Below are 15,018 nucleotides of genomic sequence, written 5' to 3'. Positions count from 1 at the left end.
TAGATGAGATTAGGAATTATTGGTGCGATGAGAGAAGAAGTGTCGTTTTTTTTAGAGGAAGCAGAAGGTTTGGTACAAGAAAAAAAAGGAAACATTACTTTTCACACTGGTATTTGGCAAAATCATGATGTTGTAATTTGTCAATGTGGAGTAGGGAAAGTAAATGCTGCTATGACAGCTCAAATTTTAATTGATGTATTTAATGTAAAAGGGATAATATTTACAGGAGTTGCAGGTGCTTTAGATGAACGGTTGGATGTTGGAGATATTGTTATTTCAACTTCTTGTCAGGAGCATGACATTGATGCAAGTCCTCTTGGGTTTGAAAAGGGAAAAATCCCTATGTATGATGGGACTTCTGTTTTTCCTGCAGATGAAACCTTAATTCAAAAAGCATATACAGCAGCTAATAATTATAGCAATAAAAATGTGAAAGTAGAAATGGGAAAGATTGTGAGTGGTGACCAGTTTATTGCAAATAAATCTGAAGTTAAACAACTAAGAGAGCAATTTAATGCACTTTGTGTAGAAATGGAAGGAGCAGCTTTAGGACACGTGGCAAATTTTAATAATATACCATTTGTCGTAATTCGATCCATTTCTGATAATGCAAATGGAGAGGCACCTGAAAGCTTTGAGTCGTTTGTCGTTAAAGTAGCAAACCAATCATCTAAAATTGTTGAAGGACTTTTGAAATTATTATAAATAATTCTTTTATATTAAGTATTCCACCATCTCTTAGAGTATGGTGGAATAAAAGAGACAAAAGTATTTTAACCTAAAATTGGTTTTAATGCATTTTGAACTGTTCTCTTATTTTTTTGATTTATAATTTCTTTTCTTGATATTTCAGGGTAAATGGATGGTGTGTCTAACCATTGTGTTGGTAAGGAGACGTTAGCATCCAACTCCCATTGTTTCAACCAGCCTTTAGGGATTGGTCTGTTAATAAGAGATAACTGATTTGTCATTGCTAACCAAAGGATACCCCATGCTCGAGGTACAACTCTCCAAATATCGTACCCACCACCACCAACAGCAATCCAACGACCTTCACAATATTCATGAGCAAGCTCGTGTGCTATTTTAGGAATTTCAATATAAGTTCTTATTGTTGAACATAAATGAGTGAGAGGATCAAAATAATGAGAGTCTGCTCCATTTTGAGTTAAAATAACATCAGGCTGAAAGTATTTAATAATTTCTCTAAAAGCTGTTCGGTACGCATCAATAAATGAATCGTCTTCTGTAAATGCTTCTAAAGGAATATTAAAAGAAAAACCATCTCCCTCACCTTGTCCTCTTTCATTTACATTACCTGTTCCTGGAAATAAAAAACGCCCACTTTCGTGGATAGAAAAGGTGCATACATTAGGATCATCGTAAAATGCCCACTGAACCCCATCCCCGTGATGTGCATCTGTATCTACATATAGAACCTTTGCTTTATATTTATTACGTATATATTGAATAGCAATAGAGCTATCATTATAAACACAAAAACCAGATGCCTTTCCTCTAAATCCATGGTGAAGTCCTCCACCGAGATTTAGCGCATGTTTATAGCCGTGTTCAAACACAAGATCAGCTGCCGTCAATGTTCCTCCTACAAGCCATGCAGCCGCTTCATGCATATGTGTGAAAATTGGTGTATCTTCTGTTCCAATTCCATATGTCATGGCAAAAGATGATCTACCCTTACCTAGACTAGCCGCTTTAACTGCTTCGATATATTCTTTATCATGAATAAGTAGAAGTTCTTCATCTGTTGCCATTCTTGCAGGGAATATTTGATTTGAATGAAGTGCATTTAATTTTATTAATAAATCCTTAGTAATAATTAGACGTTTTTGATTAAATGGATGCTCATTAGAAAATTTATAGTTTAATTGTTCTGGTGAATAAATAAAGGCAGATTCTTCCATTATATATTCCTCTCCATCTTAGACGGCCATAAAATGGTATAACCTTTTTCTTTTAATGTGTTTGTTATTTGGCGAACATCCATTACTTGTAAACGAAATACGAGAACTTTTTTATTGTTTTTTGATGATGGATATACTAATACACTATGAATATTGACATTATGCGACTTTATTATAGTGGCCACATCTGATAGCATTCCACTTAAATTAGGAACTTCTATTTCTAATCTTGAGGATGGAAGGTCTGCACCGGTAAGCTTTACTAATGTAAATAATAAATCAGTTTCAGTAATGATACCAATTAGTTTCCCGTTATCTTCGATTGGGAGACAGCTAATTTGATTATCTGTCATATATTTTGCTGCATCTTCAACAAAATCATTTGGAAGCGCTGTCAAAACATCTTTTATCATGATATCTTCTATTTGTTTATTTAAAAATTCATTTTCCTTATTATCAAAAATTGATGGGCTTGCATCTTTAATATCTCTGTCTGAGATAATACCAATAATTTCATTTTCATCATTAACAATAGGAAGGTGACGTATTTCATTAGATACCATTACTTGTAGTGCATCTTTTAAGGTTGCGTGAGGGCTTGAAACTTTAACATCAGTTATCATAATATCTTTAATAATCACTACTATCACTCCTTTTGGTAAGAATAATTCTTTCTGATCATTCCCTTAGCTCATAAGTATTGGTCATCACTGGATATAATATTCTAATAGGTTTGATTAGCTCTGAACAAACTCCAATTACACCTAAGGTAAGTCCCACGTCCTGTGGGCAACAGCGTAATCCTGCAGTCCTCCAGTTACGCCTAGATACAGCTAACTGGGACTTAGGATGACCTACGCATTACTTTTCTTAAGATAAAATTTCTTTTCAGTCGTATTAACTATTAAAATGAAACAAAACGAAGAATGGTAGTCTTCGTAAATACCTAAATCATGTATTTATGTTTAAAGCGTACTCTATCAAATTCGTGTACGGCATCTGGATGCACTCTCTTTCCAATTCTAGCCATCAAACAATTAGCTGGATGAGAACAAATTTCTGGGTCATCTGTTGCATACCACTCTAATCCTCCTGAATTCATAACTTTTTCCATAATATCACGGTATTCCCAAACAGATAGTCCCGTTGTTTTTAAATCCCAGTGCCAATAATACTCTGTAGTTATAATAATATAATCTTCCATTGCATCATCCATCATTGCAACTTTTAATAAATTCTTTGCAATATTGTAACCTCTAAAATTTGCAGAAACTTCAATTGCACCAAGTTCAAGTAAATTATCCAGTTGTACCTCTGACCAACGTTCTAATGGGTCTGGATACAAAAAGGTGGCATATCCTATTATTATATTGTTTTCTCTAGCAATGATGAGTCTGCTTTCCGGTAATTCAGTAACTTTAAGTAATGCTTGTTGCTGCTGTTTAGGCGGACGAAATGCAACAAGTCCCTTATCAAAGTCATATGATTTAAATGCGTCTGTTGTAACAGGACCTTCAACAATAAATTCCCGATCTTGACTAGCTAGTTCAATTGAATAATAGGTTTTTTTATGTTTCATAATATGCCACCTTTTTCCAATTATTAAGAAGATCTTTCATTAAATATATCATATACGAAAATATAGATAAATGAAGATAATTTAAATTATATAATTCATGAAAAGAAGATAAGCACCAATAATAATATAGATAAAAAATAAGGAACATATAGGGTTTATTCCCTATAGTTCCTTGTTTTAATACAATACATATCAATTATTCTTCATTTTCGTTATTATCATCATCATCATCCGGTCGATTTCCATTGTTGTTACGGTTATCTTGATTATTACCATTACCATTACCATTATTGCCGTTATTATCATCGTCATCTTCATCTTCATTGTTTTCATTGTTTCCGTTTCGATCGTCTCTATTTCCACGATCGTTTCTGTTGCCTCTGTCATTATTGTCATCATCATCTGATTCCTCAGATGGATCAACATACTCACCGATCACTACTTGGTCACTTGGAGAAGACTCCCTTCCAGCAACATCAACAGCTATAACATAGTAGGCGCCATTAGAACCAGAGTAAGTAAAGTCCTCATCCCATTTGATGCTTTCTACAAGCCTGAACTCAGTACCTTCCTCAGGTGAATAGTATACTCTATATCCAATAATATCTTCTTCATGGTGCTCATCCCAAGTAATCGAATTTCTATTTGCTTCAAGGGAGTTTAATTCATCTGGTGTTTTTTCATTGTCAGGTGCCTCTTCATCTGGAATAATCATTTCCCAGTCATCTGGAATTAAATCTGAAAAGTCACCACCAGCGAACTCAAAATAATCTTCTTTTATAGAAATGCCTTCATTCGTAAATTCTAAAGGTGTAGTTTCAAGAGCCTTATAATAACTTCCATCAACTCTTACATAATTTACTCTTTCTAGACTATCATCTTCTTCTGTTGGTATGAAGTCAATATTAAACAAGTCTGTAGTAACTAATCCAGCTTCACGACAAAGATCAGAAGGAAGTTTTCCAGAAATTCCACAAATAGATTGTTGAACAATTCCACCAGGGGATTCAAAACGTTCTGAAGGACCAATTAGCTCTGGATTTACTTCATATAATGCATTTGCCATATTTGCCCATAGTCTCTTTAATCTAGGAGAGTAACTCCCGGACAGTTGTTCATTATTTCCATAACCAATCCAAGTACCTAATGTTACATTAGGGTTAAAACCGATAAACCAGTAATCTCGAGCTTCCTGTGTCGTTCCTGTTTTTCCAGCCCAATCTGCAGTGAAGTTAAGATAACCAGGTATATCTGCAGCTGTACCCGGGGAACGCAGTACATCTCTCATCATATCAACCATTAAATAGCTGGTTTGTGGAGAAAAAACTTCCACAGGTTCTGAATCGTGCTCGAAAATAATCTCTCCACTAGATGTTTCAATTCTTTCTATTAAGTAGCTTTCTATATGTTTTCCTCCATTTGCAAACGTAGAATAAGCAGATGTATTTCCTTCCACAGTCATTTCTAACGTTCCTAAAGGTGATGATGGATGTGGAAAAGAGTAGTCATCCGGTAGAAATTCACCTAAACCAAACTTTTCTAGTCCAGCTCTTCGAAACTCATGAGGTATTTTTAATGCTTCTCTCACTGCTGGAACGTTTCTTGAACGTTGCAACGCTTCACGCGCAGTAATGATACCCATATGACCACCTTCAAAGTTGTTTACCTCTTGATCATCATCAGGTGGAGGATAGTAAAACTCCGTATCTGGAGTAATAATTCCTGGTTGTAACACTCCTGCTTCAAACCCTAAAGCATAAGTAAGCAGTGGCTTCATTGTGGAACCAGTTTGTCGTTCTGCTTGTGTTGCATGATTATAATTTTCTTGTGAATAGTCTCTACCACCGACAAAGCTTAAAATTCTCCCTGTACTATTTTCAATGAGAACTGAGCCGGTTTCTTCTAGAAATTGTCTTTCTACTGTTTCACCATGTTCATTTGTTCTCGTTCCCGATAAACTTGGCCCAAAGCTGTCTGCATAATCAGCTACAACTTGTTGATGAGCATCATAAATTTCCTTATCAATTGTTGTATGGACTTTATATCCATTTCTTTGTAGTAGTCGTGCGGCTTCTTCCTTGTATCTTTGTTCAGTTAAAGCAATTTGTGACGGATCGTCTATATCTTCAATATCAATTCCATCTTCCTCCATTAACACGGTTGCTAATAAATCTCGTGCCTTCGAACGAACTAAATCTGTAATGTATGGATAATCATCAATACTACTTGGTCTTGGTTCTATTAGATTTTCTCGAATATCATAATTAAGTGCTTCTTGATAATCTGCTTCAGAAATATACTCTTGTGAGTACATTCTATATAAAACAGTTCTCATTCGATTTAAGCCTGCATCCATGTTTTCCTTTACTTCCCCTTGTGATGTGAAAGGAGTGTAAGCAAATGGACTTTGTGGTAATCCTGCTATAAAAGCTGCTTGAGGTATATCAAGCTCATTTGCATTTACACCAAATAAACCTTGTGCAGCTGCTTGAATTCCAGCAATTTGTCTACCAGATGAATTTCTACCAAATGGAACAACATTTAAATAGGCTTCGAGAATTTCATCTTTTTCAAAAAAGCTCTCTACTCTTAAGGCTAGTAAAATTTCTGCTGCTTTACGATCATGTGTTACTTCACTTGTTAAAATTTGATTTTTTATTAACTGTTGAGTTAAGGTACTTCCCCCTGTTTGCATTGCTGCGTTAGAAAAGTCTTGATACAAAGCTCTTAATAAAGCCTTTGGAACAATTCCATCATGTTCAAAGAAGTATTCGTCTTCTGTTGCTATGACAGCATTGATTACGTGGTCTGATATATCCTCTAAAGGAATTTCTCTTCGTTCCAAAGGACTAGGTAAATCCCCAAGATACACATTGTCTGCAAAATAAATTTCTGTCGCTTCTTCATAATCATATATGTCTCTTAATAGTTCATCATAGGTCCGAACAGGCTCATCTTTTACAAGGGATGCAAAATACCCTGCACCTGCTCCACCTACAAAAAATAAGAGCATTGTTCCGAGAATAGCAAAAATTAAAAATAAGTTCCAAAATACTTGAGAGGTAATACGCACCCCTTTAAACACATATTGTGTTTCTCTTTTATTAAAGAGTTTATTTAAAGAAAATCGTTCTTTACTCATACAGGCAAACCTCCTAAAAAGTCATGAATATTATAGCATAAAAAAGAAGTTTATAATGAAATAACATGTACATTTCTTTAAATGTAATAAAAACTTCAATATAAGTATAAAAAGTTGGGAAATGCATATTAATCAAAATTTTATTGACAAACAAGAATGTAGTATGGTAAAAATATTCATTAGAAACTATTCATATTTTTACAATGAAAAGGAAGAAAGTAGTCTTCGTCTCCCTGTCCCAGAGAATCGGTGGTGCTGTGAACCGATACATAGACGAAAATGAATTACCTCCTTGGAGTATTTCTTCATAAAGAAGGACGTAGATGAGGCGTTAACCATATTGAGAGGAAAATTTACATTTAAAAATTTTCAATCAGGGTGGTACCGCGAACAACTCGTCCCTATGTATTTTACAGGGAGGAGTTTTTTTGTATTTCATTAGTAATCACAAATATTATGTAGAGGTGAAAAAATGACATTGTTAGAGGATTTAAAATTTCGTGGGTTAGTTAATCAAGTGACAGATGAAGAAGGCTTAACACATATTCTAAATAATGAATCTGTTACACTTTACTGTGGTTTTGATCCAACAGGAGACAGTTTACACATCGGACATTTGCTAACAATCTTAACATTACGTCGCTTCCAATTAGCTGGACATAAGCCATTAGCATTAGTTGGTGGAGCTACAGGATTAATTGGTGATCCAAGTGGTAAGAAAGCTGAGAGAACACTTAATGAGCAAAATGTAGTGGAAGATTTCAGTAATAAAATTAAAGGCCAGCTATCTCGTTTTTTAGATTTTGGTGGAGAAGACGGTGCACAGCTTGTTAATAATTATGATTGGATCGGTTCTATGTCAGTTATAGATTTTTTACGAGATGTTGGAAAAAACTTTGGATTAAATTATATGCTAGCAAAGGACTCCGTTGAGTCAAGGATTTCCTCCGGTATTTCATTTACTGAATTTAGCTACATGATTTTACAGTCGTTTGACTTTTATAAGCTATATAAAGAAAAGGGCTGTAAGCTACAAATAGGTGGTAGCGATCAATGGGGGAATATTACTGCTGGATTAGAGCTAATTAGAAAGATGTCAGGTCAAGAAGAGGATGAACGAGCTAAGGCTTTTGGTTTTACTATTCCTTTGGTAACAAAGGCTGATGGAACGAAGTTTGGTAAAACAGAAGGTGGAGCAATTTGGTTAGATTCTGAAAAAACTTCTCCATATGAATTTTATCAATTTCTATTAAATACAGATGATCAAGATGTCATTAAGTTTCTAAAGTACTTTACCTTCCTAAATAAAGAGGAAATTAACTCTCTAGAAGTTGAGGTGCAGGAACGTGCTCATGAAAGGGCTGCTCAAAAACGACTAGCTCAGGAATTAACTGCATTCGTTCATGGCGATGAAGCGTTAATGCAAGCAGAAAATATTTCTGCAGCTCTTTTTGGAAATGGTAACTTAAAGGAGCTTACAGCTGATGAAGTTTTACAAGGCTTTAAAGATGTACCTTCTTACACAATGACAGAAAAGGAAATAGGTCTAGTAGATTTATTAGTTAATGCGAAAATTTCACCATCGAAACGACAAGCACGTGAAGATATAAAAAATGGTGCCGTGTACATTAATGGAGAACGTTGCCAAGATGTAGAAAAAACGGTAGGTAATGAAGATAAAATTGAAGGTAAGTTTACAATCTTACGTAGAGGTAAAAAGAAATTTTATTTAATTCGCTATGAATAGTTCTAGTTAAGTATAAGAATCTTAACTTTATAATTAATCATAACATTGGGGCACTCCTATTAAAAATGGAGATGCTCCTATTTTTATATTTTATTATCTACCCTGAAAATAAGATAGAAGCCGCCAATAAGCCTGCAAATCGGTAAAAGAGGTTTGCGGTAATATAGAAGGCCGCCAATAAGCCTGCAAATCGGTAAAAGAGATTTGCGGTAGTATAGAAGGTCGTCAATAAGCCTGCAAATCGGAAAAAGAGATTTGCGGTAATATAGAAGGCCGCCAATAAGCCTGCAAATCGGAAAAAGAGATTTGCAGTAGTATAGAAGGCCGTCAATAAGCCTGCAAATCGGAAAAAGAGATTTGCAGTAGTATAGAAGGCCGTCAATAAGCCTGCAAATCGGTAAAGGAAGGTTTGCAGGAATATAGAAGGTCGCCAATGAGCCCGCAAATGGAGATAAGAAGAATTGTGGGAAGGTAGTATACTTTAGAAAGAACATTTTCATGCGCCATGGTGCAAGCCTTCACTTGCACGGGCGGTCTACCCTGAAAATACGGGGTATAAAAGCAAATTGAAGTATCGACAAAAATAACTATTTTCATACCTCATGGTGCAAATTTACACTTGCATCGGCGGTCTACTCTGAAAAAATAAGATAGAAGCCGCTTATCTGCCCGCAATTAGTGGAAAAATTGAAATGCGGTAAGATAGAAGCCGCCAATGTACCCGCAAATGAAGAGAAAAAAGCAATGCGGGATGAATGAAGACGATGTTCTTCCCACAAACTGCGGAAGATCACAAATGCGGGAAGGTAGTATTCTTTAGAAAGAACATTTTCATTTCCCATGGTGCAAATTTACACTTGCATGGGCGGTATACCCTGAAAATTGGTAATCCTAATAAGTTCTATAATGAACCATAATGGAGAATTAAGGAGATTGAACTATGTAATAAGAAACTGTAGATAAAGCTTACAATTACAGAGCAATAAAATAAATAAAAAAATAACCTGTCTCCAAAAGAAATAAATTCCTTTGAGACAGGTTATGTCCTTAACGTGAATAGAATTCAACGATTAACTGTTCAGTAATTTCAGCAGGTAATTCAGATCTTTCTGGAAGACGACTGAATCTACCTTCTAATTTTTCTGCATCAATTTCAAGATATGCTGGTACGAAGTCAGTTACTTCTACAGAATCTTTAATGATATCAAGGTTACGAGACTTTTCACGTAATCCAATTACTTGACCTGGTTGTACACGGTAGGAAGCGATATCAACGCGTCCGCCATCTACTGTAATATGACCGTGGTTTACAAGTTGACGTGCTTGTCGACGAGTACGTGCAAGGCCTAATCTGTAAACAAGGTTATCAAGGCGAGATTCAAGAAGGATCATGAAATTTTCACCATGGATACCTTTTAATTTACCAGCTTGATCAAATAATTTACGGAATTGACGTTCGTTCATTCCGTACATGTGACGAAGCTTTTGCTTCTCTTGTAATTGTAATCCGTATTCAGACATTTTCTTACGTTGGTTCGGTCCGTGTTCCCCCGGTCCGTATGGGCGCTTTTGAAGCTCTTTTCCAGTTCCGCTTAAAGAAATTCCTAAGCGACGGGAAAGCTTCCAGCTTGGTCCAGTATATCGACTCATAATGAGCCCTCCTTTATTTTGTGAAATTAGTGAAAATAATCAACAGTGGTAATCTCGATCACTTGGGCATTTTACTTTCATGTATCTTCGCCTCGACAGCTAGAGGTTACGGGATACACCTCGTTTTTTAGCAGCAGGATTTGCTGCGACGCATGCTGCGCCAGTACAATGAATGTGACTATCAAACGGGAATAAAATGAAACCACATGACGTTTACCGTGGCTGTCTTATTAACACAAATTATAGTGTATAATTTTCAAAAGTGTAAGTCAAGGGAAAATCCTTAAAGTTTAAAAATAAAAATATGTATTTTTACAAAATTGTGCAACAGTAGGCCAGCTTTTTGTTATACGATAGGAGTATAGAATATCATATTAAAAATTTTATATGGCAATTGAGAAAGTAGGGATTTATATGGTTTTAGAACCGTGTTCAATAAATTTCTCTAAGTTATTTTATATGCTTTTGAATGAAGATAATTCATTAGAGAATGATTTTTCACCAGCAATTATTTTTTTGTGTAATAGAGAAGGAGAAATCTTAATTACACATGAATATGGTGACCTGTCAAAAGAGATGATTGACTTTTATCATTCTGTTGAAGAATTTACTAATACAAAAGAACTTACATATTCAAATAGAGAATACCATATGTACAGGAAATTAATCGAGCTTCCAGCTGATTTGGAAGACTGGTACGGGTATTTAGGTATAATAACGGAGAAAAGCAAATACGACAAAAAAGTAGTATCAACTTTGTTACTTGGGTTAATAAAGTCACTGCAAATAGGAACGAAGCTTATTGAAGAGGAAAAAAGGAACAAGCATCTATTAAATAAAGATAGTGTTCATTACTTCATTAGTCGTATATTGAAAGAAACAGAATATACAAGCGATATTCAAGTATTCTCACACCATTTTCTCAATTGTCTACATCAATTAAATAACTATCAGGGAGAAGTAATATTTTCATTAACAAATAAGGCAAGTCAAGTATTCAATCCTGTGGAGGCCACAGATAAAAGTGTATTACAGTGGAAGGAATTATACGAGATTGATAAAGAAAGTTTGATAAACTATTTTCTGGAAATGAAAGAAAAAGGTTTTACGGCATTACACTACATAGATATAAAAGATAGAAAGCTTTTTTCAAAGCAATGTGAATATGAAAATATCATAATAATACCTGTATCTTATGGAATAAAGTACCTTGGAATCGTAATCTTTTTAGATAAGAACAATCGTGCCATGTTAAAGTCCATCGAATTGATAACAGTTCTATTAAAATCTATAGCACCATGGTTTAAACGTATGATTGATTACGAGCAAATGTTATTTGATAAGACACGTAAAGATCTATTACTTAAGGTAAATCGCAAATTTCATTCCTCTATGGATGTTAACGCAATATTGGAGGAAATTTTACAAGCACTTTTTGAAGCATATCCAAGCTTTCAAATAAATTTACTATTATCTCATGATTGGAATGTTCCTGAGCATCTTCCAATTGAACCCTTAGATTTTCAAGTTTCAACGGAGGACGATTTGGCAGCAAAAGCCTATTTAACCGGACATCTTCAACTAGAGGTTTCAATAAACGAAAGTAAAACATTTTTATATGTTCCATTAAAAGGAAAGCAAGGAGTATATGGCGTGTTTAAAATGGGAGCACTAAGCACAAAAGTTTTCCTTGAGGATGAATTAGAATTTATTCAAGTTTTAGCTGACACTGGAGGAAGTGCAATTGAGAACGCAGAATTATACCAACAATCTCAACAGCATATAGCTAACTTAAAGCTAATTAACCAAACCTCTCAGCAGCTAAATGAAAATTTAAAGCTATCTGATGTTGTTCAATATATGGTAAACCGCATGGTTCAAGATTTTTCAGCAGATGAAGTGGGGTTTATTATTTTTAGAGATAAGAATTTTAGTTCTCAGGATATTTTGGATGGGAGCAGTAGTTACTTTTTTTCTATTGATTGTATCCATACGTTAAAACCCATTGTAGAAAAAGTAAGAACGAATAAAGAAGGGGTCTTCAAAGGTAATGTTGAATTAGGAAATGACTCGAACTTTCACTCTATGATGATCGTTCCAATGATCCATAATAAAGAAGTTATAGGTGCTGTGATGGTTTTAGGCAGTCAAGCATATTCCTTTAGTTTCGACATGTTTAAATTGTTTCGTTCTCTTGTACAACATTCAACATTAGCGTTTGTGAACTCTATTCTTCACGGTGAACTAGAGCATCTCGTCATTACTGATTATTTAACAAAGCTATACACGAGAGAATATTTGGATGACCAAATTACTCAATCCTTTAATCAAGATCAAAAAGGGTCGTTTATATTAATTGATATTGATCACTTTAAGCAAATTAACGATCGTTTTGGGCACCAAATTGGGGATGATGTAATTATTCAAGTAGCAAATTCTATTAATGATAATATAAGAGGACATCAAGATTTAGCCGCACGCTGGGGCGGGGAAGAGTTAGCGGTGTATCTACGTGGGGCTGAACTAGAGGATGCGGTAAAGATAGCTGAGAGAATTAGAGAAAGAGTAATGAAAATAACCAATCCTCATGTGACAGTGTCTTGTGGAGTGGCAAGTTGGAGTGAAACTATCGGTAATAAGTCCTTAAAGACATTATTTAATTTTGCTGACCAAGCCCTTTATAATGCTAAAGAAAATGGTAGAAATAAAGTGAAATTTACACCATAATAAGAAGTTGTTCCGCACCAATAACGTTCGTTAGGTGCGGAATGTGTTTCTTATAATGTTATTACAGGTTGAACTTGTAATTATAAAAATTTAGTTAACGTAGAGACATATAATTCTAAACCTTTTTGATCATCTACTGAAAAACGATCCTTTAGGGGACTATCAATATCTAATACTCCAAGAAGTTTTTCTTCTTTAATTATTGGAATAACGATTTCTGAATTTGATGCAGCATCACAAGCAATATGTCCGGGAAATTCATGAACATCTTTTATTCGTAAAGTTTTTCTTTCCTTTGCGGCAGAACCACATACACCTTTTCCATTTGGAATGCGAACACAGGCCGGTAGCCCCTGGAAAGGGCCTAAGACAAGTTCGTCGTTTTTCCATAAATAAAATCCAACCCAGTTTACATCACGTAAAAACTGGTTTAATAGTGCTGAAGCATTACTCAAATTTGAAATGAGATCATCTTCTCCTTCTAATAATGCAGAGAGTTGTTTAGATAATGTATTGTATTGATTATTTATGGAACCAGCATAATTTTGTACTTGAAACATAAAAAACCTCCTAATTTTTTTAAAAGTATAACATATGAAAGATCTCGTATAATGTTTATCGTTTAAGGTGGTGAGAATGGATGAATAGCAAAGCATCAAAGGGAAAAGTAATTAAAGCATCTATTGAATTGTTTAATGTTCAAGGCTTTTCAGGGACGTCAGTACGTGATATTGCCCGGAAAGCAGAATGTAATGTTGCATTGATCTCTTACTATTTTGGAAGTAAACAAGGCCTTCTAGAACATTTAATTACAGAATTTCTAGAGGGATATGTTAATGTCATCGAAATACATGTAACGAATGCTAGAGAAAAAGTAGATACTTCATATGTTTGCCTATTAAAAACAATCTGGGATGTAATGGTGTATCAACAGGAGCATCACCAACTAGCACGATTTGTTCATCGAGAAATCACATTAGATACAACATTAGTACGAGAGTTAATGTCAACCTATTTAACAAAGGAAAAACACTTATTGCATACAATTTTGATGGTAGGTCATGAAAATAGTGAAATGGATGCATTACCTAATGAATACTTTGTACTTCAATTAAGAGGAATGCTAACAATGCCTTTTCTTCATCCGCAATACATTCGTGAAGTTTATCATTTAATGCCAAATGAAAGTCACTTTTTAGACCAATATTTTTCTGAAATTGCCAATTGGGTAGCAACTCATTTTAAACCCTCTATAACGGATTAGTATTATTTATAAACAATTGTTTTATAAGTTGGAAAGGTCTATTTCTTTACATATTTGTGACAAGCCCTGTCCTAGTTGATCTGATTGGTGGGCATCTGAACCATAAACAATGGGAATGTTCATTTCTATTGCCTTTCTAACCCATCTTATAGGTGGATATAGTTCTTTACAATATGGCTTAAATAGTCCTGCGCCATTGACGTCAATAGAATAATGCAACTCTCCTAATTTCATTAAAATATCTTCAATCAACTGACTATCATCGAAGGTTCTTGGAAACAATTTTTGAAATTTCCTAACCAAAGTAAAGTGACCAATTCTTTTAGGTTTAAAGTGGCCAAGATCAGAATCGATAGACATTTGAACGGTTCTGTAATAGGACTTATATACATCTTGAATTGAAGAAAATTGATGAACGAGGTCTTCAAATGAAGCTGGTGAGTAATCTAGACATATAAATTGGTTGTTCGGACATTTTAAGAAATGAACAGATAAGATAGAATCGTCTAGTGCATTACCCCAGTTATTTAGAAGGTCCTTTGTTTCCCTTTCAAATCCTTCAATATAGTCTACTTCTAATCCAATATGAATTTGAATGTGGTCTTTATACTGAAACTTAAGTTTATTTAATTGGTTAATATAACGATCTAAGTTATTCATTTCCATTGCACTATCCTTTAGTGGAACAGGGTCTGTAAACGTATTTGGTAATGGAGCATGCTCTGTAAACGTCATTTTTTTATAGCCGATATTAATTGCTTGTTCGATATATTTTTCGAATGAATCTGTTGATCCGTGTGGACAAAAAGGGCTATGTATATGACCATCAAAAATACTCATATGTTATGCACTCCTAAATAATAATTTATAATATGATTTAAATCACATGATTCTAGTTTGAAAAAGCCAGAAAAAGATAAAAAAAACATATATTTTGTAAATATTTCTTGCTTTTTGTATGTTAAAATAAGATTAATGTTATTT

General features: G+C 34.5%; 12 protein-coding genes and 1 other annotated feature. Of the genes, 4 read left to right on the top strand and 8 right to left on the bottom strand.

Annotated elements, in window-relative coordinates; translation table 11 throughout:
• Window positions 1-3 precede the first annotated feature (3 nt).
• Window positions 4-705 (top strand): 5'-methylthioadenosine/adenosylhomocysteine nucleosidase, encoded by a 702-nt coding sequence (locus QA612_RS05940; protein WP_278282851.1) that lies wholly within the window; start codon window positions 4-6, stop codon window positions 703-705.
• Window positions 706-773: 68 nt separating this feature from the next.
• On the opposite strand, the gene QA612_RS05935 is transcribed toward QA612_RS05940, so the two are convergent.
• From QA612_RS05935 to QA612_RS05920, 4 genes are all read right to left on the bottom strand, one after another.
• Window positions 774-1,928: an acetoin utilization protein AcuC gene (locus QA612_RS05935; RefSeq protein ID WP_278282880.1), complete on the bottom strand. Its 1,155-nt coding sequence runs from the start codon at window positions 1,926-1,928 to the stop codon at window positions 774-776.
• A complete protein-coding gene (locus QA612_RS05930; RefSeq protein ID WP_278282850.1) occupies window positions 1,925-2,566 on the bottom strand; it encodes an acetoin utilization AcuB family protein in 642 nt (213 codons plus the stop codon). Before QA612_RS05930 ends, QA612_RS05935 begins: the two co-directional genes overlap by 4 nt.
• A gap of 305 nt (window positions 2,567-2,871) precedes the next feature.
• On the bottom strand, window positions 2,872-3,504 hold the full coding sequence (locus QA612_RS05925) for a GNAT family N-acetyltransferase (protein WP_278282849.1): 633 nt from the start codon (window positions 3,502-3,504) through the stop codon (window positions 2,872-2,874).
• A gap of 196 nt (window positions 3,505-3,700) precedes the next feature.
• The gene (locus tag QA612_RS05920) at window positions 3,701-6,646 is read right to left on the bottom strand and encodes a transglycosylase domain-containing protein (protein ID WP_278282848.1); all 2,946 of its coding nucleotides are present in this window, start codon (window positions 6,644-6,646) and stop codon (window positions 3,701-3,703) included.
• A 194-nt stretch (window positions 6,647-6,840) separates the two neighbouring features.
• Window positions 6,841-7,052, top strand: a binding site (T-box leader).
• Between the two features lie 66 nt (window positions 7,053-7,118).
• Between QA612_RS05920 and tyrS the strand changes: the two genes are divergently transcribed.
• On the top strand, window positions 7,119-8,393 hold the full coding sequence (gene tyrS, locus QA612_RS05915; RefSeq protein WP_278282847.1) for a tyrosine--tRNA ligase: 1,275 nt from the start codon (window positions 7,119-7,121) through the stop codon (window positions 8,391-8,393).
• 83 nt (window positions 8,394-8,476) lie between these two features.
• On the opposite strand, the gene QA612_RS05910 is transcribed toward tyrS, so the two are convergent.
• Both QA612_RS05910 and rpsD read right to left on the bottom strand, forming a co-directional pair.
• A complete protein-coding gene (locus QA612_RS05910) occupies window positions 8,477-8,887 on the bottom strand; it encodes a hypothetical protein (RefSeq protein ID WP_278282846.1) in 411 nt (136 codons plus the stop codon).
• 553 nt (window positions 8,888-9,440) lie between these two features.
• Entirely contained in the window at window positions 9,441-10,043 is a 603-nt protein-coding gene (gene rpsD, locus QA612_RS05905) for a 30S ribosomal protein S4 (protein WP_278282845.1), read from the bottom strand.
• A 414-nt stretch (window positions 10,044-10,457) separates the two neighbouring features.
• Here rpsD and QA612_RS05900 point away from each other — a divergent pair, with 414 nt between their 5' ends.
• The gene (locus QA612_RS05900) at window positions 10,458-12,770 is read left to right on the top strand and encodes a sensor domain-containing diguanylate cyclase (protein WP_278282844.1); all 2,313 of its coding nucleotides are present in this window, start codon (window positions 10,458-10,460) and stop codon (window positions 12,768-12,770) included.
• Window positions 12,771-12,850: 80 nt separating this feature from the next.
• On the opposite strand, the gene QA612_RS05895 is transcribed toward QA612_RS05900, so the two are convergent.
• Complete coding sequence (locus QA612_RS05895; protein ID WP_278282843.1) at window positions 12,851-13,330, bottom strand: GAF domain-containing protein; 480 nt, start codon at window positions 13,328-13,330, stop codon at window positions 12,851-12,853.
• 80 nt (window positions 13,331-13,410) lie between these two features.
• Between QA612_RS05895 and refZ the strand changes: the two genes are divergently transcribed.
• Window positions 13,411-14,034, top strand: a complete 624-nt coding sequence (gene refZ / locus QA612_RS05890) for a forespore capture DNA-binding protein RefZ (RefSeq protein WP_278282842.1) — start codon at window positions 13,411-13,413, stop codon at window positions 14,032-14,034.
• Between the two features lie 21 nt (window positions 14,035-14,055).
• Here refZ and hisJ read toward each other — a convergent pair whose 3' ends face one another.
• On the bottom strand, window positions 14,056-14,874 hold the full coding sequence (hisJ, locus tag QA612_RS05885; protein ID WP_278282841.1) for a histidinol-phosphatase HisJ: 819 nt from the start codon (window positions 14,872-14,874) through the stop codon (window positions 14,056-14,058).
• Between the last annotated feature and the right edge of the window lie 144 nt (window positions 14,875-15,018).

It is taken from the genome of Evansella sp. AB-P1 (assembly GCF_029688925.1).
In the GTDB taxonomy this organism is placed as follows: domain Bacteria; phylum Bacillota; class Bacilli; order Bacillales; family Salisediminibacteriaceae; genus Evansella.
The sequence above is the reverse complement of the archived record's forward strand: the minus strand, read 5'-3'. Positions and strand labels throughout refer to the sequence as shown.